Source organism: Paenibacillus konkukensis (genome assembly GCF_023523925.1).
Classification (GTDB): Bacteria; Bacillota; Bacilli; order Paenibacillales; family NBRC-103111; genus Paenibacillus_S; species Paenibacillus_S doosanensis.
The window spans coordinates 2,982,341-3,002,254 of record NZ_CP027059.1 but is presented as its reverse complement, the minus strand read 5'-3'; the positions used below and the strand labels follow the sequence as shown (position 1 = coordinate 3,002,254).

Genomic DNA, 19,914 nt, shown 5'->3' with positions numbered 1-19,914 from the left:
AATTCGCGTTATGGGACTATAGGCTCTGACCGCTTTTTTTAAAAATGAAACGATCCGGGAGAGATGATCTATGCTCGATGTTCAAACGATTCATCATGTCAGCGTATGCGTTCGCGATTTGGAAAAAGCCAAGTCGTTTTATGGCGGGAAATTGGGCCTTACGGAGATCGAGCGCCCTCCGTTCGATTTCTCCGGAGCCTGGTATGCGGTGGGCGCTTCGGGACAGCAGCTTCATTTGATCGTGCACAACGGGGAGACGTTAAGGGAGGGGCCGATCGACACCCGTGACGGCCATTTCGCCCTTCGCGTCGCCAGCTACAAAGCCGCCCGGCTGTGGCTGGAATCGCAAGGAATTCCTTATGAAGCGAGACCGCATGCGAGGGCCGGTTTCCCGCAAATTTATGTGCTGGACCCCGATCATAATGTCATCGAGCTGAACGCCGATGTTTGCGACGAGGAATAAAAAGTCAGCGCCCGAAAGCCGAAGATGAACGGTTTTGCTAAGGGAGCTTGAACGCGCCGAAGCCGGAAGGGATTCCCTTCCGGTATTTGTTTGCCTTTACGTATATAGTTTAATTTACCCTTATAAGTAATAATTTGGATAGTCCTAGAATATTTTGTCTAAATTTGTTTGATCGTGTAGAAATATAGGAAGTTTTCTGAAAAATGTTATTAATTGTTGATAAACATATAAAATTTACATATAATGGGGCTACAGCACTAGAACTACATACACAAAATCTTGAGAAACAGACTAGATGGGAGGGATCTTAATGATTTTAGAAAATGTACCTTTGGCCAGACAGCTTGATATCGTGTTCCGCGAAATTAAGGATGAGCTGACCCAACTGACCTCAGGAACAGTGTTCGTGCAAATTCGCAATAACGTCATCGGGAAGTTTGGGGTAAGAGCATTTCCTCTGGAAAGTAAAGGAGGACAACTTCAAATGATGGATTCGGGGCTGTCTGAGCTGCACGTGCAATCATTTAGGCAAACCGCACTGGAGTCGCTCAAGCTGAAGCGTTGGACTCACGGGGAAATTTTATTCGAATTCGCGATGAAGAAGAACACGCTGTGCACAAGCGTTTCTTTCGAGTCGAACTACAATATGGCAAGCGTTCTTGCCGATGCAGAGAAAAAAAGAAAAATATAACTATGTAAGATGTATACGACTTGCCGATTCTTTTAGCTTATGCCCTTATTTTTCTCTTTTTATTTCATTATTCATTATTCATTATTCATTGGAATTGGATCGGTATCCTGCTGACTCGAGTAGTCGGCGGGCTTTTTTTTGTTTAAGTTCCGGAATGTTTCTCTTACAGTCAGGCGTCAGGGCTGGCCGACAAAAAGAGACGGTCCTATCGGACCGCCTCCGGTAAGTATCGAAGTCAATCGTTATCTTGTAAACTTGCCTGCCAATTGCTGCTCGGCGATTTGAACCAGACGACGAGTGATGTGGCCACCGATTGCACCTGTGTCACGAGTTGCCATGAAACCATAGTAACCGTCTTGAGGAATTTGGATCCCCAATTCTTGTGCCACTTCATACTTCAGTTGATCCAAAGCTTGGGAAGCTTGAGGAATGACCAAAGTGTTGCTGCTGCGGGATTGTCCTTGTGCCATGTTAATCACCTCCGTTCGTTAGGTAGTATGTGCCAAAAGTAAAATTATACACATGAAATAAATTGGAAATTAACACCAAGTGAAAAGGCCTGCCCGTTCCTTCTATACAACCCGCAATGCTTTTTCTATAATGGAAAGACAAGAAGGCAAGGCGTACGCTCGTGCGTTTAGAGGCAGAGGAGTGGATTACCGTGTTTTTACTGACATGCCAAGGATGGTCCTGGGACCGGGACCTGCAGATTATACATGCCGATGTCCGGCTGGAAATCGACGGAGACAAGCTGATCGACGAGCCTTTATGCGTCGATGTCGGGCTTCCGGCCATGCTGCTTAGCTTAAGCGAGAATGTGGAGCCGAACCGCTGGGCGGCTGCGGATCAGTGGCAGCTCATGCCGTTTTTCTGCTGCGGCTGCGGAGACCCGGAATGCCGGGGATACTCGTTTCGCGTCAGGCATCTCGGGGAGAGCTGCCTTGAGCTTACGGAGCTGGAGGAGCGCGAACAGGGGGAGGCCAGAGAGCTCGGAGCCTATAAGGTGCCGCTGGCAGAATACAGGCCGCAGGTGGAGGCGGTCGCCAGGCAATATTTGCAGTTCATCGAAGGGCTGGATTACCGTCCTTACTTCGCCGATACGGTGAAGGTCGTTCGCGAGCTGCTGGAGAGATGAGTCGTCCGGCGCAGCGGTTGAAATCATAGATAGCAGAATGCTGGAGCAAAAGAGCAGTATCGTGTATGGTTCCGTCCGCCGTACTATGGTACCTTTGCAGCAGCAAAGGACTGTAAGGGGGATCAACCGCTATGTCAAATACGACGTCAGCTCCCGTCTGCCTGGGGAAAATCGATATCCGGGCCGCGGGGCTTCGCTGCAAAATGCTGGTCGGCGACCTGAACGGAGACGGCCGGATGGAGCTGCTGCTCGCCCAGCCTGACGGAGGCATCGACGACCGCTATGTTCCGCATCAAGTGCAGTGCTTGACTGCCATCGATCTGCTCGGCAATGTATTGTGGCAGACGGGGACGCCGAGCGAACATCCGGGAGGCCCCGGATCGGATTATCCGGTACAGATCTACGATATCGACGCCGACGGGAAGCTGGAAGTTTTATGTGTCATGGACGGACGGTTCCATATACTGGACGGAGCCACCGGCAGGGCCAAAGCCGTCTACGAGCTGCCCGACCCGTCCGCGCACGACTGCATCATCGTCGCCAACTTGAGCGGAGGCCCGCACCCGCAGGATATTATATTGAAAAACCGTTATAAGCAGATGTGGGCGATGGACAAGGAGTTCAAGCTGTTGTGGACGCATCGGGGCAACGTAGGCCATTTCCCTTGGGCGTACGATCTGGACGGCGACGGCCGCGATGAAGTGATGGCGGGCTACGATCTGCTGGGCCCGGACGGACAAGTGCGCTGGTCGTGCCGGGATTTGAGCGACCATGCGGATTGCATTTGGGTCGGCGACGTGAACGGCGACGGGGAAGCCGAGCTGGTGATCGGCGGCAGCGTCACCGTCATGTACGACCGGCACGGTGCTGAGCTGTGGCGCTATGAAGGGTCGATCGAGTCGCAGCACGTCGCGCTGGGCAAATTCCGCGCCGATATGCCGGGCCTGCAAATTGCCGGTCTGGACCGGATCGTGCGCGGCAATGAGAACGGCAAAGACGGCTTGTTCCTGCTGGACGGAGAGGGCCATGAAGTGTGGAAGGAAGACCGCAAGAGCAAAGGCTGGCTGACCATTATCGAGACGATCCGCGGCTGGGATGAAGGGCGGCGGGACTATATTCTCGCTTACCGCAGAGGCGGAGGCATACGTCCGACCTTGTATGACGGGGAGATGAATGCGGTCGTCGAATTTCCGGCGGACGGCTACGTCGTCCATGCCGATTTGCTGGGCGAAGGAACCGAGCAGGTGATCATCTACGACGATGAGACGGCGTCCGTCTTTGCCAGCCGGGCGATCGATTGGAATCGGGCTCCCTCCGGCATTCCGCTGCCGCAGAGCAAGCGGTTGTACAGCTCCACGCTGTACCCCGGCGGGCAAATCTAAACCCATATATTTAAGAAGCAGAACCTCCCGGAAAGCTTGCGCAGAGCTTTTCGCGGAGGTTATTTTGTATGCGCGCACGCAAGCCTTTGCCGCTTACAGGCCGATTGCCGGTCAGAGCTCAGAGGGAATCAATGCGTCTGGGAAGGAGCAGCAGGCTGAAGAGCGAGCATTTTTCTGCGGAAAGTAGCCGGCGGGCACCCGAAAAAGGACGTAAATTGACGAGTGAAATAAAAAGGGTTATTAAAGCCGACTTCGGCGGCGATTTCGGCGATGGACAGGGACGTATGCTCCAGCCGCTTTTTGGCATGTCTAAGCCTGATTTTGATCAGCGTTTCCATCACGGACTCCCCGGTCTGCTTTTTGAACAGATGGGCGAAGCGGGAGGGAGACAGACTTACCTCGGAGGCGAGAGAAGCTACGGTGAACGGGCGGCTGTAATGTTGAGACAGAAGATCCAGAGCTTCTTGAACGCGGGGGTCGATCTTCCGGATTTCGGCGGCTCGGCTTCCGGCGGTCAGCAGCAGCACCTCCTCCAAGGCGTTTACGGCAAGCCGCTCGGAGAACGGCCCCGATTCGTTGCTGTACTGCACCAGATTGGCGAAGGCGGAGGCGATACGGGCCGTTATCGAGGCGTTCTCGACGGCAAGCCATTTGATCCCTTTAATTCCTTCGGGCAGCAGCAGAAGCGAAGCCCATTCTTCCTTGGGCATGAAATGGCACCAATAAAACTGCCATGTCTCCTGTTCTTTGGTCCCGTAATAATGGGGAGTGCCGGGAGTGATGATCGTGATTTCGCCTTCGCCGCATTCCTTGCTCTCGACTCCGTTATGGAATATGCCTTTCCCCGAGACCGTATAGGTCAAATAAAAATCTTGCGTGCCTTTGGAACGTTTGACCATATAGCCGGAAGGCCGGATGTAGTGGTCGGAAATCAAGATGCCGGGAACGGTGGTCAGATTTTCATTAGCAGTATTGTGCAAAAAACTAGCCATATCCGTCATTTCCCCCTAATCAGGCATGTAATATAATGGATTCAAAAATAAGGAAAGATTTCCAAAAACAATCGGATGTGATCATGAATCCGTGAATCCGTTTGCAAAAGAGGAGGAGAGCAAGCCTTATGTCTTGGAAAAATGCTTCGTTGATGCTCATTATAGCATCTCTTGCCGCATCGGTAACAGCCTGCAGCGGAGGGAAGGGGGAGACGGCAGGTACGGAACCTGCCCCGGTGCAATCCAAATCCAATCCGAGCGAACCGGTCGAGCTTGTCGTCGTCTCTACCAGCGGGGATTCGGAGGACAGCTTCAACGAAAGATTTGGAAACGCTATCAAATCCAAATTTCCCAATTATACGATCAAGTACATTCCTTCCAGAAAAGAATACGGCATTAAGGAAATGCTCGTCGCCGGCCAGCAAATGGATCTATATTTCGATTCCATCAGCTTCTTGACGGGCGGTCTGCTCGGCAATGGACTGCAGTACGATATGAGCGATCTGATCAAGCAGTCCAATGTCGATTTGGGTACGCTGGAGCCCGGCACGATCGAGGCGATGAAGCAGCTGTCCGGCGGCAAGATGTACGGCGTCCCCGTGTTCAATAACAATGTCGTGATGTACTACAACAAAGATCTGTTCGACAAGTCGGGGGTTCCTTATCCGAAGGACGGCATGACCTGGAGCGAGTTTTCCGATCTGGTCAAGAAGCTTGTCCGCAACGACGGCAACAAGCAGTATGCCGGCTACGCCTACTCGGGCACGCATGTGTTCCGCATGAATCAGCTCTCCTTGCCTTATGTGGACGAGAAAACGGGCAGCGCGACGATTAACGACGAGCAGTGGAAAAAGTTTATCCAGACGGTCTTTCTGGAGCCGCAGACTGCCGGAGGCTGGGAAGAATTCGTCAAAGCGACCGGCAAAACGCCGTATACGAATGAATTTTTCAAAACGTACGGGGTGGCGACGTTCGCCTTGTTGTCCTCCAGCATTTTTATCGATAAAAATTTCGAGACGATGAATTGGGACATGGTCGCGCTGCCGACCTTCCCGGACCTGCCGGGCGTAGGCTCCCAGCCGTATCCGACCTATTTCAGCGTGACGTCGAACAGTCAGCATAAGAACGAAGCGATGGACGTCATCGCGTATCTCGCCTCCGACGAGATGCAGACGAAGCTGTCGAAGATGGGCGTCATGCCGGCCGCGAAGAAAGAGGAGATCAAGCAACTGTTCGGCACCGACAGCAAATTCAAGGATAAAAATTTGAAAGCGATATTTTACAACCAGTTCGCGCCGATTCCGTACAAGTCGATTTACGATCTGCAGCTGGAATCGCCGTACACGCAAGCGGTCGGCAACGCGCTGAGCGGCGATATGAACACGGCTCTGCGCAAGGCCGAGGAGGAGGCTAACAAGCGGATTCAAGACGCCAAGGCGAAATAACGCGTGCCCGGCCGCGGTTCGTTTCGGGGACTGCGGCGGCCGTACACTTTAGCGGGGGGTGAGATGATGAGAATGTCTGCGGAAACATCCTGACCGGCGGAGAGGATGCGCATGATTTTTGCTGAAAGTTTAGGCTTATACCATGTTAAGGAGGAACCTATGATGCAAATTTCAATGAACCGCAAGCGCAAGCTGAAACGATCGGGTACGATGCTGCTGAGCTGCCTGGTGGCGAGCTCGCTGCTTATTCCGCTGCAGGCCGTCGTAAGTCCGGAGAGGGCTCAAGCGGCAGGACCCGCAAGGCAGATGGAGAAGCTGGACCGAGGGCTGGTGGCCGTGAAGACGGGCAACGGAGTATTCGTCAGCTGGCGCTTGCTCGGCACGGAAGCCGCCGCCACCTCGTTCAATGTGTACCGTAACGGCACGAAGCTGAACAGCTCGCCGATTACGGGCAGCACGAATTATCTGGATTCGGGAGGTACGACCGGCTCGACTTATTACGTCCGGGCCGTCGTCGGAGGGACCGAGCAGACCGCTTCCCCAACGGTAAGCGTCTGGGGGACGAATTATCTGACCGTTCCGCTGCAGAAGCCGGCGGGCGGAACGACTCCCGACGGCGTTAATTACACGTACAGCGCGAACGACGCGACGGTGGCCGATCTCGACGGAGACGGGCAGTATGAGATTATTCTGAAGTGGGACCCGTCCAATTCCAAGGATAATTCGCAGGACGGCTATACCGGGGAAGTCTTCGTCGATGCGTACAAGCTGAACGGCACCCGCTTGTGGCGGATCAGTATGGGCAAAAACATTCGCGCTGGCGCTCATTATACGCAGATCATGGCCTATGATCTGGACGGCGACGGCAAAGCCGAGGTCGCCATGAAGACGGCCGACGGCACCAAGGACGGCACCGGCGTGGTGATCGGCAGCGCAACGGCGGATTATCGCAATTCGGCCGGGCGGGTATTGAGCGGACCCGAATATTTGACGGTGTTCCAAGGGACGACGGGCAAGGCGCTGGCGACGGTCAACTACGATCCTCCGCGCGGCAATGTCAACGACTGGGGCGACAATTACGGCAACCGGGTGGACCGCTTTCTGGCCGGCATCGCTTATTTGGACGGACAAAAGCCGAGCCTCGTTATGGCCCGCGGCTACTATACCCGGACGGTTCTCGTCGCCTACAATTGGCGCGGCGGCCAACTGACGAAGCTGTGGACCTTCGACTCGGACGCTTCCGGCAACTCCGCTTACGCCGGACAAGGCAACCATAACCTGAGCATCGCCGACGTCGACGGAGACGGCAAGGATGAAATTATTTACGGCGCGATGGCGGTCGACGACAACGGCACGGGCTTGTATACGACCGGATTGGGGCATGGGGACGCGATGCATCTGGGCGATCTCGACCCGAACCGTCCGGGACTCGAAGTATTCCAGGTGCATGAGAATACTTCCGCCGCATACGGGCTGGAGTACCGGGATGCGAAGACCGGGCAGACGATCTGGGGCGTCTATGCGGGCAAAGATGTAGGGCGAGGCATGTCGGCGGATATCGATCCGCGTTATCCGGGTGAAGAAGTGTGGGCGAACGGCGGCTTGTACACGAGCACCGGAACGAAGATCGGCTCGACGCTTCCGTCTTCCACGAATTTCGGCATTTGGTGGGACGGCGATCTGCAGCGCGAGCTGCTCGACGACATCCGCATCGATAAATGGAATTATACCAATTCGACGACCAGTAATCTGCTTACCGCTTCGGGAACCGCGTCCAATAACGGAACCAAGGCGACGCCGACGCTGCAGGCCGACCTGCTCGGCGATTGGCGGGAAGAGGCCGTATGGCGCACGACCGACAGCACGGCGCTGCGCATCTATACGACGACCGATGTGACCAATTACCGGCTGTGGACGCTGATGCACGATCCGGTCTACCGTCTCGGCGTCGCCTGGCAGAACGTCGGGTATAACCAGCCGCCGCATACGAGCTTCTTCCTCGGAAACGGCATGAGCACGCCGGCGCAGCCGAATATATACACCCCTTGAGATAAAAGTAAAAGTAAAGGTAAAGGGCAAGGATTGCAAGGACGTTGAAATAGACGGGACCAGCGCCGATGGATGGCGCCGGTCCCGTTCTTTTCTTATCCTAGAAGCGTGGTGAAAAAGTCCGCTGCGGCGTCCATTTGATCCTCCAATCGCTGATATGAACGAGACTGTCAATAGGCAGTTTGTAACTCCCCTTGGTTTTCCCTTGCCCCTTTTTATACAAGAGGGGTGAACAAGCTGAACTAGAAGGCAAAAGCTATCAACGGTGAGCAGTCTGATATTCGCGGGTTCGGATATACCGCATGTTTTCTCTCCGTCTATAGAGAGTGGCACCACGAACTGTTGTCGTGCATCTTTCCCTTTTAGGGTTGGCACATAGCGATTACGTGGATTCTCTCTTACGGCTTTTCCCTTTGCCTTCTAACTCAGCTTTTCATCTCCACTTGCATTGGAGGCATGGGATTACCTTGAATCAACAAAATTGAACTTTGGTATAACAAGAGTCCTGTTAAAGAGGCGACTCATCCATGTATTCTTTTTTCTTCAAGTTCTCTGGCAATCGACCAAATAAATCCACTTAATTCTCGCGCCACAGCCACAACTGCTTTGCCACTTGGCTTCCCCTTTGACAGCATTTTCGTATATTTTCGATGTAACCGATGCTGTGCCTTCCAGGATATGGCCTGTATTTCAGGTGTTTTTCCTTGTTGACGTTTCTTTAACTCTCCTTTCAACGCAGGTGTATAGCGATAACTCCAAGCGGATTCGACCAGCAAACGGCGAAGGTGGGTATTCCCTGATTTCGTAATACTTCCCTGCCATCGGCTTTGACCACTTGAGTATTCCCGCGGCACCAAACCTGTGTACCCCATAAAAGCCTTCGCATTTCCAAACCGGGTAAATGAACATACTTCGGCTACGATACCTGTTGCGGTCGTTTCAGCTACGCCACGTAAGGTTTGAAGGGCTTGTATTAATGGAGCGTGGTGCCCCTTCGTCGCTTCCTCGTGAATGGCTGCTTCTATACGTTTCAGACGTTCTTCATTTTCATCCATCTGATGCAGCATTTCCTGCAGAACCAAACGCTGAGTAGCAGACTCCAATGGAATACGTCCTAACCACAACCGATACTTTGCCGTCCAGCGGCGAAGCCGCTCTTTAGGTGCAATCTGATGACGAAGAAGAAACTTCCCGATCCGCTGCCGGATTCGAGCCCGATCTTCCTTGACATCTTCACGCATCCGTACCAGATCACGAAGTGCTTCTTCCTCTTGGCTAGGTACATGCACACGGGTTAATTCACCTGCTCGAAGTAATTGTGCCAGACGCATCGAATCCCTGCGATCCGTTTTTACCCGTTCTCCTGGACGACTCGGCATGAGTGAAGGGGCGATAACTATACAGTCATATCCGTGTGCGGTTAGCAAACGAACTAAAGGATATCCTGTTGGTCCTGCCTCGTAACAAATGCTTAACTCATTGGGTTCGCCTAACTTTCTCAATGTTTTCAAGATGTGATACTCCGTATGAGGAATCGTACCCAAATACCGAGCGCCTTCTCTACCTGGATCTGCTACAGATACAGCAATTTTTTCCTTCGATACGTCTAAGCCTACGTATTTTATGGTATCCTTCATAGTACAGACTCTCCTTTGCAATTTAGCTCTGATTTTGGTTTTGGTTTAGCTTCTACTACACCATTATTCCCAAAATTAACCTAAGACATTGCACTGACGGGGAGTCTGTCTCGTTCATGATAACTGTTGAAAACGGATTCTTTGGATTGTTTTTTCGTTTTCTGTGGAGAGAATCCGCTTTCAAAGGCGAACGCTTACGCTTTTCCAGATTCAAATGGCCCCTCCGCTCTTTTTTCACCACCCTTTTAGAAGGGTGGTGAAAAAGTGGCATTGTACAGTCATGACACGATAGAAATGGTAAAATAAATGGAACTGATCGATGAGAAATGAGGCCAAAACTTATGCTAGTTTCCAAACGCCAAGGCACCCAACCTCGACTATTTCAAATGGTCGAGATGGAGGCGCTTGTTCCCCAAAACCATCTTCTTCGTCAACTGGATCGTGTTATTGATTGGAGCATGATTCACGAACGTACACGTGCTCTGTATTCCGAAAATATGGGTCGTCCCGTGAGCGATCCTGAACTTCAGCTACGCTTGATGGTTCTTTGTTATCTGTTCAACCACAGTGAGCGTGCTCTGTACAATTTGCTGCCTATGCATGCGGGCTACTTGTGGTTTTGCGGCCTCGACTTTGAAGCCGTTCTGCATCCCGAAGAAGCCGAGCTGGCCTTGCCGGATCGGACCACTCTGGTGAAAACCCGAAAGTTTTGGCGGGACCATCAGGTGTTTGACGACCTGATGCGCGACATTGTTGACCAGTGCATCATCGCAGGACTCGTTAAGCCGCAAATGGATGCGGCCGTGGACGGAACACAAGTACGCGCGAATGCGTCCATTCACAGTTTGGCAGAAATCCAACTGGCCCCTGTCGAATCTATCGAGGCGTATTTAGTACGCCAAGCCAAGGAGGATACCGAAGACACGAAAACCGACAAGGAGGATGCCCCTAAACCTCCCTCTACGAGGAACGATCATTCGGAGGTAGAGGAACAGGCTATTCACGAAGATTTTCATGGCAAAACCTTTTCCAACCGTACGCACCGTAGTACCAGCGACCCCGATGCCCGTTTGTATAAGAAAAGCAAAGGGCAGGAAGCTCATCTGCGTTATTTGGTGCATGATCTGATCGATGTTCACTCCGGCGTGATCCTGGACACCCGGGCTTCTTTAGCATCCGGTACAGCAGAAAGAGAAGTCAGCCTGAAGCAAGTGCAAGCGATTCGATTTCGTCATCCTCATCTCCAAATCCGAACGCTTTCGGCAGATAAAGGGTATGAGTCAGCAGACTATCTGGTTCAGCTCCATGAACTTGGCATCATCCCACTCATCCGGTTGCGTAGTCTCAAGCTGCAAGAATTCCCGGTTTACAAGACCCGAGCATTGCATCCCGTTCGAAAAGCCAAACGCCGTCTCAAACAGAAGGAGATCCAGGCTTACAATTTTGCAAAAAATATTCAGCGTCATGGTGCATACCGGCACATCCAAGCCCTGCGTGCGCGTATTGAACATGCCTTTGCGGAGGCCAAAGGAAGACATGGACTCGATCGAGCCCGCAGCCGCGGTCTTGATCGCATGCAAGAGCAAGCTACACTTACGGCCATGGTCCAGAATTTAAAGCGACTGTGCCGATTCAAAGCCAGAAGGCCACGGGCTGGTGCACTTTCCTGCGCCGTCCTCGCCAAGATAACAGGCTGTCCCCAGTATCTTTGCTCCACTACATGCTCAGGGTTCCGTTTTTTTGGTAACTTTGACGGCTTCATTTTGTAATAACAGGGACTTTTTCACCACCCTTCTAGAGGCCCAACGTTCTCTTTACGATAGAAAGGAAGTGCGATGTGTGTTTGTATATGTATTTAATTGTATATAGTTGTCTTTAGTTGTATTTTCTATTGACTAATTTGCAAATCCACATACAATGATAGGTGATGGTGCTTTTATCGTGGTTACAAGATCATGGCGGAGAGGGATGACGACGGTATGAATCAGGTGGAGAGCAAGGAAATTCGCAGGGCGATTATTATAGGCTGGGACGGAGCGGGAAGCTTCGTAGAGCAGGCGGAGACGCCGGTGCTCGACCGATGGATGGCGCGGGGGGGAGCTACGTTGGGGGCCCAGACGGTATTTCCCACGATTAGCGCGGAATGCTGGGGATCGCTGCTGCACGGGGTAACGCCGGAGAAGCACGGGTTGAATAACGATAAGGCGGCAGTCGAGAAATATCCGGGCGACTCCCCGTATCCTTCCTTATTCCGAGTCGCGCATGAGGCGTATCCGGAGCGCAAATTGGCTGCCTTCACCTGCTGGAAGCCGATAATGGAGGGCATCATCGAGGAAGGGATAGGGGTGCATAAAGTGTCGATGCCCGATCCCGAGCTTGCGCTGGCCGTAGCGGATTATATCCGAAGCAACCCGGATGTGTACGTACTGTTCGTTCAGTTCGATCTGCCCGATTGTGCGGGGCATCAGTACGGGTACGGGGAGCCGGATTATTTGCGGGCGATTTCCGAAACGGACCGGATGACCGGCGTCATTATGCAGGCCGTGGAGGATGCGGGTATGCTGGAGGACAGCCTGATTGTGATGACGACGGATCATGGCGGCGGCGGCGTCAATCCGAAAGGGCACGGCACCGACCATCCGCTCGATAAGACGGTGTTCTGGACGTGCTCGGGCCCGGGGATAGCGGCAGGCTCCGCGGTGCCTGAAGGGCTAGGGCTGATCGATACGTCGGCGGTCGTCTGCCGGGCGCTGGGTTTACCGATTCCGGGGCAATGGGAGGCGCGGGTTCCCGAAGGTTTGTTCGGCGAGGCGTAAGCAAAAAGACGGTGGGCTTAAGGAAACGGATAACCGTTCCAAGCCCGCCGTCTTTTTCTGGTGCAGGTGCAGGGAAACAATCCCACTACCTCCGCTTAACCGGGGGATGTTCCTGCAAGCTTATTTATACACGACCTCTAGCGTTACTTCGAGCTCCAGGGAGCCGCCCGGCTCAATCCCGCGCAATCCTGTCACTTCGGCAGGCTGATCGATGTTCGGAGCGTTCGTCACCCAAGTGTACGGCTCCAGACAGATGAAGTCGCGGGCTTCCCCTTTCGTATAAATGACCCATTGCTTGAATTCTGCGGAGCCGCCGTAGCGGATTTCCGCGCGGTCGCCGGATAGCACGGCAAGGCAAGGATTGCCTTCGCCGATTTGGAAGACGGTGTCCAGATTATGCCCTTCCAGCCGTTCGCCTTGCAGCAGCGCTTCGTACTTGCCGAGCGGGATTAGATGCCCGACAGGAATATTGGCCTCGTCGAGCTCCCAGATGCCGCTGACGGGAACCTTCAGCGTCCAGCTCTCCGGCTTGCCGTCCAGCAGGAACCATGTATGCAGCCCGTAGCCGAACGGAGCCGGCGTCGTTCCCTGATTAAGAACTTTCAGCCGATGGCTTAAGCGGCTGCCTTCCAGCACATAAGTGACCTCCAGCACCAACGGATGCGGATATTGACGCTGGACATTGGCGTCGTCTTCGAGACGGATGGACGAGGTAATGAACAGCTTGCCGTCCTGTTCGCCGGTTGCCGTAACGGTCCATGACTGGCTGCGCAGCATGCCGTGAATATGGTGTCCGGTAGCGTGATTCACATCGAACTGGTACGACTGGCCCTTGAATTCGAACTTCCCTTGGCGTATCCGGTTCGGCGGCATAAGAATGGGCGTGCCGTACTGCACCGGCTGCTCCGCCATGGCGGACGGCGCTGCGGGAACGCGCAGCATTTCGCGCTGCAGCGTTTTGTCCCAAATGCTGTATACGTTGTTGCCGATGGCAGGGCAGATCGAGACGATAAGTCGATCGTTCTCCAGCGTATAGGCGGGTGTTCCTTGCCAATCGATTTGCTTGATCATAAGATGAGGTCTCCTTTGCGCAAAAAGGTATATGGGATCGGATTCGTTATGTAACGACGCCTCCATTGTATCAAAACCTTGTACGATCTGTCATGAGGCAATGGAGACCTTGCCCGGAAGAGCGGTCAATGACAAGAGCGGGCGTTTATAATGGCGAGTGACATGTTAGATGCTCATGTGCCGAAATCGAAGTTCGGATAGACGTATTGCGATTTCGCGGGCTCGGCTTTGGCGATTTTCTCGACTTTTAGCATCATGATTTCCATATCGTTAAATTTGGTTTTTTCAATCGTTCCGGTTACGGTAACCCAGGAGTCGTCGGCGAAGTTTTGGGCGCGGTCATACTGTACGAGAACGCCGAACGGAGTGGCGTCGGCGGAGCAGCATTGAACCGAGAAGCGGCCGACGACGAATTGATTGTCCTTCATATCCTCCTGCCTGTAGACGAAGCCGGTCATCTCCATTTTTTTGCCGACAAAGCGGTCCATGTACAAATCGACGGACGTCAGCGTCTCGATGAACAAATCTTCCTTGACTTTGATCAGATCCGACGTGTACAGCTGCTTGGCGAATTTGGCGTACTGCGCCGTGAATTTATCCGACGGGAACAAGTCGTCCAAATTGCCCGAAGCGGCATCGGCGGTTCCTCCGGGTGCGTTAGTTGCGGCATTTCCCGGCTGCTGTGCCGGTGTGTTTGGCGCCGCAGCGCCGCCTGCGGGCGGATTTTGCCCTGTCTGCGGCGGAGAAGAGGGGACAGCGGCCGTAGCGTCCTTGCGTACGGAGCCTGCGCTGTTCAGGTTCATTCCCTTCTTGGCGGCGAGGCTGCTGCCCATCGACGTATCCGGGAGCAGAAACCCAAGCAGCAGCGGAATGGCGAATAAGCCGTAAATGACGGCATTTTTGAGCACGGACCGCGAAGGGGTATGATCATGGTCGCAATCGCATGAGGCTGCGCTCCCCCACATGGAACGGATGGCCAAATACACTTGATACACCGCTATGGCGTAGAAGCCGATCGCCGACCACTTGACATAATCGACCATCCGGGGAGCGATGTAGAACAGGATATTGTCCGTTTTGATCAAATAAGCGATGTATACCGCGAATCCGAACAAAATGGCGGATTTAATAAATTGATGAAGGCCCAGTAATCGCGGACTCACAGACGGCACGCTCCTTTAAGTGAGAAATAAACGCTCGAACAGCAGGGAACATACGAAAACGACAACGACGATCAGTACGGACAGCGCGGCGACGAACCGCGTCTTGAAGGCGGACAGCAGCATCAGCAGGCTTTTGATGTCCAGCATCGGACCGAAGACGAGGAACGTCAGCAGCGATCCGGTCGAGAACGTCGAGGCGAACGAAGAAGCCACGAACGCGTCCGAGGTAGAGCATAAGGACAAAATAAAAGCGAAGGCCATCATGAACAGATGCGATTGAATTTCCCCTTGCCCGATGGATACGAGGCTGTCCCGGGAAATGACCGTCTGCAGAGCCGCTGTGATGAGCGCGCCGAACATTAAGTATTTGCCCATCTCGAAAAATTCGTCGGAAGCGTGGCCGAGCACGCCCAAGATGCGCCCCGTAAATCCGGTATGCCCTCCGTGCGAATGATCGTGATTATGACCGGCGTGATCATGAGCGTCGTGATGTAGATGAGAATGTTCATGATGCGAGTGCGCATGGTCATGCGAATGGCTATGTCCTTGAGGCTGATGCCTTTGCTGAACAGGCAAATGTCCGCGGTGGCTCTGGCCTGCATGGCGATGAACCTGCCCGTGGTCATGACCGTGGGAATGCGTATGTAGATGGTCCCGAGCGCTCGGAACGACCGGGATGGATGCGCCGCGCAGCGGGTTCGAGCGGACGAATTTATAGATGATTAAGCCGATGGCCAGCGCTACGATAAAGGCGAGTCCCATCCGGGAATAAGCGACTTCGGGACGGCTGCGGAAAGCCATGTAGGTCGAAGCGTAAACGACCGGGTTAATGATCGGTCCGACCAGGATAAAGACGACCGCCACGTAGACGGGCATGCCTTTGCGCAGCAGCCGCCGGATGACCGGGATCATGCCGCATTCGCACAGCGGAAAAATAATGCCGACTACGCAGGCGAACAGGATGCCGAGCAGCGGATTGCGCGGCACAAGACGGCGGATCGTCTGCTCGGACACGAACATCTGGAGCACGGCGGACACGAGTACACCCAGCAGCACAAAGGGAAATGCCTCCAGAATGATGCTCAGAAACAGCGTCTTGAAGCTCTGCATCGCCGGACTGCTTAGGAAGCTGAGGTCGAGCGGCTGCTTTTGGGTGTAGATGAGAAACAGCATGACAACGCAAATTAGGGTGAGCACATGGGTGCTCCAGCGCATGATGGATGTGTGCAATGGACATTTCTCCCTTTGTCTTAATTCGTAATAATTATCATTATATAATATGCGGGATAAGCCGTATATAGGACATGCAACGCAAGAAAAATTCCGCCGGGCGGGCGGATGCGGCGCCTTAAGGGAGATTTCGCAAAAAGTTGACATGGCCAAGCCGTTTGTTTATGATAAACAACAAGCAAGCTTTTCACATGAGTCACATTTCGATAGACAGCAAGCGATGACAGGAGCAAGTAGGCGGCATTACAGTCTTGCAGAGAGCCGGTGGGTGCTGTGAACCGGTAGACGGATGGCGTTGAATGGGTCCTTGAGCTGACGGCTGAACGATGCGCAAGTAAGCGGGGCAAGCGGCAGGCTTGTACGCTATCGGCGCGGTTAGGCCGGTCCGGGTACTCTCCGTTATAAGAGGTGAAGGCTTCGATTCCGATCCGGAACATATTCCGGCGAACGTCGAGGCAAATTAGGGTGGCACCACGGTCCTTTCGTCCCTTGCGGCGGAAGGGCCTTTTTGCGTGGGGAAAAGCAGCAGTATCCATCATATTTAGGAGGAATCACATCATGAAAAGAGTATTATCCGGCATGCAGCCGAGCGGACAATTGACCTTGGGCAATTACATCGGGGCGTTGAAAAACTTCGTAGCGCTTCAGCACACGCATGATTGTTATTTTATGGCGGTCGATCTGCACGCGATTACCGTCCCTCAGGACCCCGCGGCGCTGCGCGAGCAGAGCGAAGCGGTGGTGGCGCTGTACATTGCGGCCGGCATCGATCCCGCCAAATCGACCGTCTTCCTGCAGTCGCATGTGCGCCAGCACGCCGAGCTCGGCTGGATGCTGACGACGCTGACCTATATGGGCGAGCTGGAGCGGATGACCCAATTCAAGGATAAGGCGGCCGGCAAAGACTCGGTCGGGGCGGGTCTCTTCACGTATCCTTCCCTGATGGCCGCGGATATATTGCTGTACAACGCCGATCTGGTTCCGGTAGGAGACGACCAGAAGCAGCATTTGGAGCTGACGCGCGATTTGGCGCAGCGATTCAATCAGCGCTACGGCGACACGTTCACCGTTCCGGAAGGATATTTCCCGAAGGTGGGCGCGCGCATCATGTCGCTGGACGACGCTTCCAAGAAAATGAGCAAAAGCAGCGCGAACCAAGGCAGCTTCATCGCCATGCTCGATACGCCGGACGTTATCCGCAAAAAAATAAGCCGAGCCGTAACCGACTCGGGCCGTGAAGTGAGATTCGATCCCCAGAACAAGCCTGAGGTCAGTAATCTGATCAGCATCTACGCCCAATGCTCGGACAAGACGATCGCCGAAATCGAAGCGCAATACGAAGGTCTCGGATACGGACCGTTCAAGAAAGAGCTGGCCGAGCAGGTAGTAGCTGTTCTGGAGCCGGTTCAGCAGCGCTATCAGGAGATCCGTAAATCCGGAGAACTCTACGATATTTTGCGTCAAGGCGCCGACAAAGCGTCGCAGCAAGCGGAGAAAGTGCTCACCCAAGTGAAGGAAAGAATGGGCTTTATCGTTCTTTAACCGCCATTTCGCTTTCTCATCTTGGCTTTGACGACGAAGCCGAAGCCGATAAAACCAACGGACAATATCGTAAATAACAACACGAGCCAGACGTTTCCGAGACTGAGAGCGAGGCTGATGCAGGCCAGAAGCACGGTGCCGACGACAGCGAAGAAGAGGGCTAGTCCTTTGTTCATGCGGGTTGTACCGCCTTTCCGAAGAGTATTTGAAAATCGGTAAGATTTTTTCAAAATGTGTGAATAGTTTTTGGTGTACGTCACATAATAACTTTGCAAGCTTGCAAATACATCAAAGATATCATTCAGATTGAAAGGAGTGCTGATCATCATGGCACAAGGACAATCCGGCAACAGTAACACATTGGTAGTTCCACAAGCTTCCCAAGCTTTAGATCAATTGAAGTATGAGGTAGCTCAAGAGTTGGGTATTCAAATCCCACAAGACGGGTACTACGGTTACATGGCATCTCGTGACACGGGCGCGATCGGTGGTCACATCACTCGTCGTCTGGTCCAAATCGCTGAGCAATCGCTGGCAGGTCAATTCCGTTAATCGAGAATGGTCACAGACATAGAAGCTCAAGGAGTCACTCCTTGGGCTTTTTTGTTGTATAGGAAATGATGCGCAGCAAATTTCCTGTGGATATCCGGAGGCTCCCCCGAAAGTAATCCGGAGGAGGCGCTGGCCCCGCAACGATGAAAAAAAAGGGCCGCCTCCGCAGTCCGATCTTCCGTCTGTTCTGCTAACTCGCTTCGCATTCTACGTATTGACGCGCAGCTTCTTCTCCAGCCTGGAATCGCTCAGCCATCCGACGTATGAATCCAGCGGGTTCAGTTCCTTATCCAGCATGACTACCGCTACGAACGGATACTGCCTGCGGTGGCGGTATCTGACGTCGGCCCAGCGCACTTCATACCCCCATTCATGATGGCGGATATCGGCGCAGGCGAAGGAAGTGAAATATAAGAACGCCGCGATATCGCTATGCTTTTTGGACGCTTCCACCGCCGGATGCACGGCGCAGGACGTTTCGTCGACCCATTTGATCGTATTGTGGCGGTATTCGCCGAGCACGAAATGGCCGTTCTTTTTATGCTTGACGATTTGCCATACATATAGATGAAAAGTAGGGATCAGGTAGTACCGGTCGCCCTGCTCATATCGCGTATCCTTTTGGTACAGATGAGACTCCAAGTAATGATGATACCACGATCTCCAAATATAATACACTGCTAAGAACAGGTATAAAATGGGGAAAATGGTCGCCGGGTCCGCCAGATGGACGCACCATATAAAAATAGCGATAACGTGGGAAATAAAAATGACAGGGTCGAATATATGAATGATGTTCCACGAAACCCACTTTTCCGAAAAGGGTCTGAGCGCTTGCGTTCCGTAGGTGTTGAACAGGTCGATAAAGACGTGAAACGCTACCGCGATAAACACCCACATCGCCACATGCCAGACCGGCAGATTGGCGAAGCCGAGCATGAGCCCGAGCGTAATGAGCGCCGTCCAGATAAACAGAGCCGGCAGCGAATGGGACCGGCCGCGGTGGTTCTTAATGTACGTCGCGTTGTCCTTAAGACGCAGCAGCGTGTCCGCATCGGGAGCCTGCTGTCCGAGCACGGTTCCGATGAGCACGGCGGTAGCCACCGTAGGGTCTGAGGCTACGACGGGATCGACGTATGCGAGACCGGCCAGACCGAATCCGATCACTAGATGTGTTCCGCTGTCCATGATGTTTTTCCTCCTAAGAGCTTTCCGCAAGGAAAGCTTTCTTCGTAAGCATGTACTGAGCTTTCCGCAAGGAAAGCTTTCTTCGTAAGCATATGCTAAAGCTATAGTTATACGATTCGTAAGGCACGCCCGTTTTCATATGATTGTGAAAAGCAGGCGGGTAAGCATATTATTAGTGTATCATTTTCTACATTAAAATAAAGCAATGGGGGTCAAAAATATGTCCAAGGTATTTGTTGAATATCAAATCTTACCCGATTACAGGCCAAATTATTCAAAATGGTTGAAGGACGTGCGGGCGAATTATCCGGAAGTTGAATTTTATGAAGGGACGGACCAGCCGGGGGTTATTGTCGAAATTTGGAGCGGAATGACGGAGGAAGAATTTCGGGCGATGAAGCAGGTCAGAGCACGTTCGGAGCAAGACGCGGCGGCGCTGCCGGAGGGCGGTCGTTTTGCCGTGACGGCTTGGAGTGAGCTTGAACAATGGGTAAAAGGAGGCGCGGCCAAAGTCCATATATGGCAGTTTGAAAAAGTAAAATAGTCCATTTTTTGAAG

Annotated in this window: 19 protein-coding genes and 1 other annotated feature; of the genes, 11 read left to right on the top strand and 8 right to left on the bottom strand. The window is 53.1% G+C overall.

Annotated elements, in window-relative coordinates:
- Positions 1-70 precede the first annotated feature (70 nt).
- Both SK3146_RS12825 and SK3146_RS12820 read left to right on the top strand, forming a co-directional pair.
- On the top strand, positions 71-463 hold the full coding sequence (locus SK3146_RS12825) for a VOC family protein (protein ID WP_249865406.1): 393 nt from the start codon (positions 71-73) through the stop codon (positions 461-463).
- A gap of 310 nt (positions 464-773) precedes the next feature.
- A complete protein-coding gene (locus tag SK3146_RS12820) occupies positions 774-1,154 on the top strand; it encodes an O-methyltransferase (protein WP_249865405.1) in 381 nt (126 codons plus the stop codon).
- 242 nt (positions 1,155-1,396) lie between these two features.
- Here the strand turns inward: SK3146_RS12820 and SK3146_RS12815 are convergent, their stop codons facing one another.
- Positions 1,397-1,624: an alpha/beta-type small acid-soluble spore protein gene (locus SK3146_RS12815; RefSeq protein WP_249865404.1), complete on the bottom strand. Its 228-nt coding sequence runs from the start codon at positions 1,622-1,624 to the stop codon at positions 1,397-1,399.
- A 191-nt stretch (positions 1,625-1,815) separates the two neighbouring features.
- On the opposite strand from SK3146_RS12815, the gene SK3146_RS12810 reads away from it, so the two are divergent.
- Positions 1,816-2,289, top strand: coding sequence for a hypothetical protein (locus SK3146_RS12810; protein ID WP_249865403.1), 474 nt, complete (start codon positions 1,816-1,818; stop codon positions 2,287-2,289).
- A gap of 131 nt (positions 2,290-2,420) precedes the next feature.
- On the top strand, positions 2,421-3,671 hold the full coding sequence (locus SK3146_RS12805; RefSeq protein WP_249865402.1) for a hypothetical protein: 1,251 nt from the start codon (positions 2,421-2,423) through the stop codon (positions 3,669-3,671).
- Positions 3,672-3,799: 128 nt separating this feature from the next.
- Here SK3146_RS12805 and SK3146_RS12800 read toward each other — a convergent pair whose 3' ends face one another.
- Positions 3,800-4,663 (bottom strand): helix-turn-helix domain-containing protein, encoded by an 864-nt coding sequence (locus SK3146_RS12800; RefSeq protein WP_249865401.1) that lies wholly within the window; start codon positions 4,661-4,663, stop codon positions 3,800-3,802.
- A 128-nt stretch (positions 4,664-4,791) separates the two neighbouring features.
- Here SK3146_RS12800 and SK3146_RS12795 point away from each other — a divergent pair, with 128 nt between their 5' ends.
- Complete coding sequence (locus SK3146_RS12795) at positions 4,792-6,108, top strand: ABC transporter substrate-binding protein (RefSeq protein WP_249865400.1); 1,317 nt, start codon at positions 4,792-4,794, stop codon at positions 6,106-6,108.
- Positions 6,109-6,282: 174 nt separating this feature from the next.
- The gene (locus SK3146_RS12790; protein ID WP_434006896.1) at positions 6,283-8,157 is read left to right on the top strand and encodes a rhamnogalacturonan lyase; all 1,875 of its coding nucleotides are present in this window, start codon (positions 6,283-6,285) and stop codon (positions 8,155-8,157) included.
- Between the two features lie 521 nt (positions 8,158-8,678).
- Here the strand turns inward: SK3146_RS12790 and SK3146_RS12785 are convergent.
- Positions 8,679-9,794, bottom strand: a complete 1,116-nt coding sequence (locus tag SK3146_RS12785; RefSeq protein WP_249861352.1) for an IS110 family RNA-guided transposase — start codon at positions 9,792-9,794, stop codon at positions 8,679-8,681.
- 341 nt (positions 9,795-10,135) lie between these two features.
- On the opposite strand from SK3146_RS12785, the gene SK3146_RS12780 reads away from it, so the two are divergent.
- Complete coding sequence (locus tag SK3146_RS12780; RefSeq protein WP_434006873.1) at positions 10,136-11,563, top strand: transposase; 1,428 nt, start codon at positions 10,136-10,138, stop codon at positions 11,561-11,563.
- A 186-nt stretch (positions 11,564-11,749) separates the two neighbouring features.
- Positions 11,750-12,610, top strand: coding sequence for an alkaline phosphatase family protein (locus SK3146_RS12775; RefSeq protein WP_249865399.1), 861 nt, complete (start codon positions 11,750-11,752; stop codon positions 12,608-12,610).
- 120 nt (positions 12,611-12,730) lie between these two features.
- Here SK3146_RS12775 and SK3146_RS12770 read toward each other — a convergent pair whose 3' ends face one another.
- From SK3146_RS12770 to SK3146_RS12760, 3 genes are all read right to left on the bottom strand, one after another.
- Positions 12,731-13,681: an aldose 1-epimerase gene (locus tag SK3146_RS12770; RefSeq protein WP_249865398.1), complete on the bottom strand. Its 951-nt coding sequence runs from the start codon at positions 13,679-13,681 to the stop codon at positions 12,731-12,733.
- A gap of 173 nt (positions 13,682-13,854) precedes the next feature.
- Positions 13,855-14,844, bottom strand: a complete 990-nt coding sequence (locus SK3146_RS12765; RefSeq protein ID WP_249865397.1) for a TIGR03943 family putative permease subunit — start codon at positions 14,842-14,844, stop codon at positions 13,855-13,857.
- Positions 14,845-14,859: 15 nt separating this feature from the next.
- Positions 14,860-16,059: a permease gene (locus tag SK3146_RS12760; RefSeq protein ID WP_375295586.1), complete on the bottom strand. Its 1,200-nt coding sequence runs from the start codon at positions 16,057-16,059 to the stop codon at positions 14,860-14,862.
- A gap of 226 nt (positions 16,060-16,285) precedes the next feature.
- Positions 16,286-16,567: a binding site (T-box leader), on the top strand.
- Positions 16,568-16,632: 65 nt separating this feature from the next.
- Between SK3146_RS12760 and trpS the strand changes: the two genes are divergently transcribed.
- Positions 16,633-17,616, top strand: coding sequence for a tryptophan--tRNA ligase (gene trpS / locus SK3146_RS12755; protein WP_249865395.1), 984 nt, complete (start codon positions 16,633-16,635; stop codon positions 17,614-17,616).
- On the opposite strand, the gene SK3146_RS12750 is transcribed toward trpS, so the two are convergent.
- Positions 17,613-17,792, bottom strand: coding sequence for a DUF5325 family protein (locus SK3146_RS12750; protein WP_249865394.1), 180 nt, complete (start codon positions 17,790-17,792; stop codon positions 17,613-17,615). The genes trpS and SK3146_RS12750 overlap by 4 nt on opposite strands.
- 151 nt (positions 17,793-17,943) lie before the next feature.
- On the opposite strand from SK3146_RS12750, the gene SK3146_RS12745 reads away from it, so the two are divergent.
- A complete protein-coding gene (locus SK3146_RS12745) occupies positions 17,944-18,168 on the top strand; it encodes an alpha/beta-type small acid-soluble spore protein (RefSeq protein WP_028549480.1) in 225 nt (74 codons plus the stop codon).
- A 207-nt stretch (positions 18,169-18,375) separates the two neighbouring features.
- Here SK3146_RS12745 and SK3146_RS12740 read toward each other — a convergent pair whose 3' ends face one another.
- Positions 18,376-19,356, bottom strand: coding sequence for a metal-dependent hydrolase (locus SK3146_RS12740; RefSeq protein ID WP_249865393.1), 981 nt, complete (start codon positions 19,354-19,356; stop codon positions 18,376-18,378).
- A 220-nt stretch (positions 19,357-19,576) separates the two neighbouring features.
- On the opposite strand from SK3146_RS12740, the gene SK3146_RS12735 reads away from it, so the two are divergent.
- A complete protein-coding gene (locus SK3146_RS12735; RefSeq protein ID WP_249865392.1) occupies positions 19,577-19,900 on the top strand; it encodes a hypothetical protein in 324 nt (107 codons plus the stop codon).
- Positions 19,901-19,914: the final 14 nt, after the last annotated feature.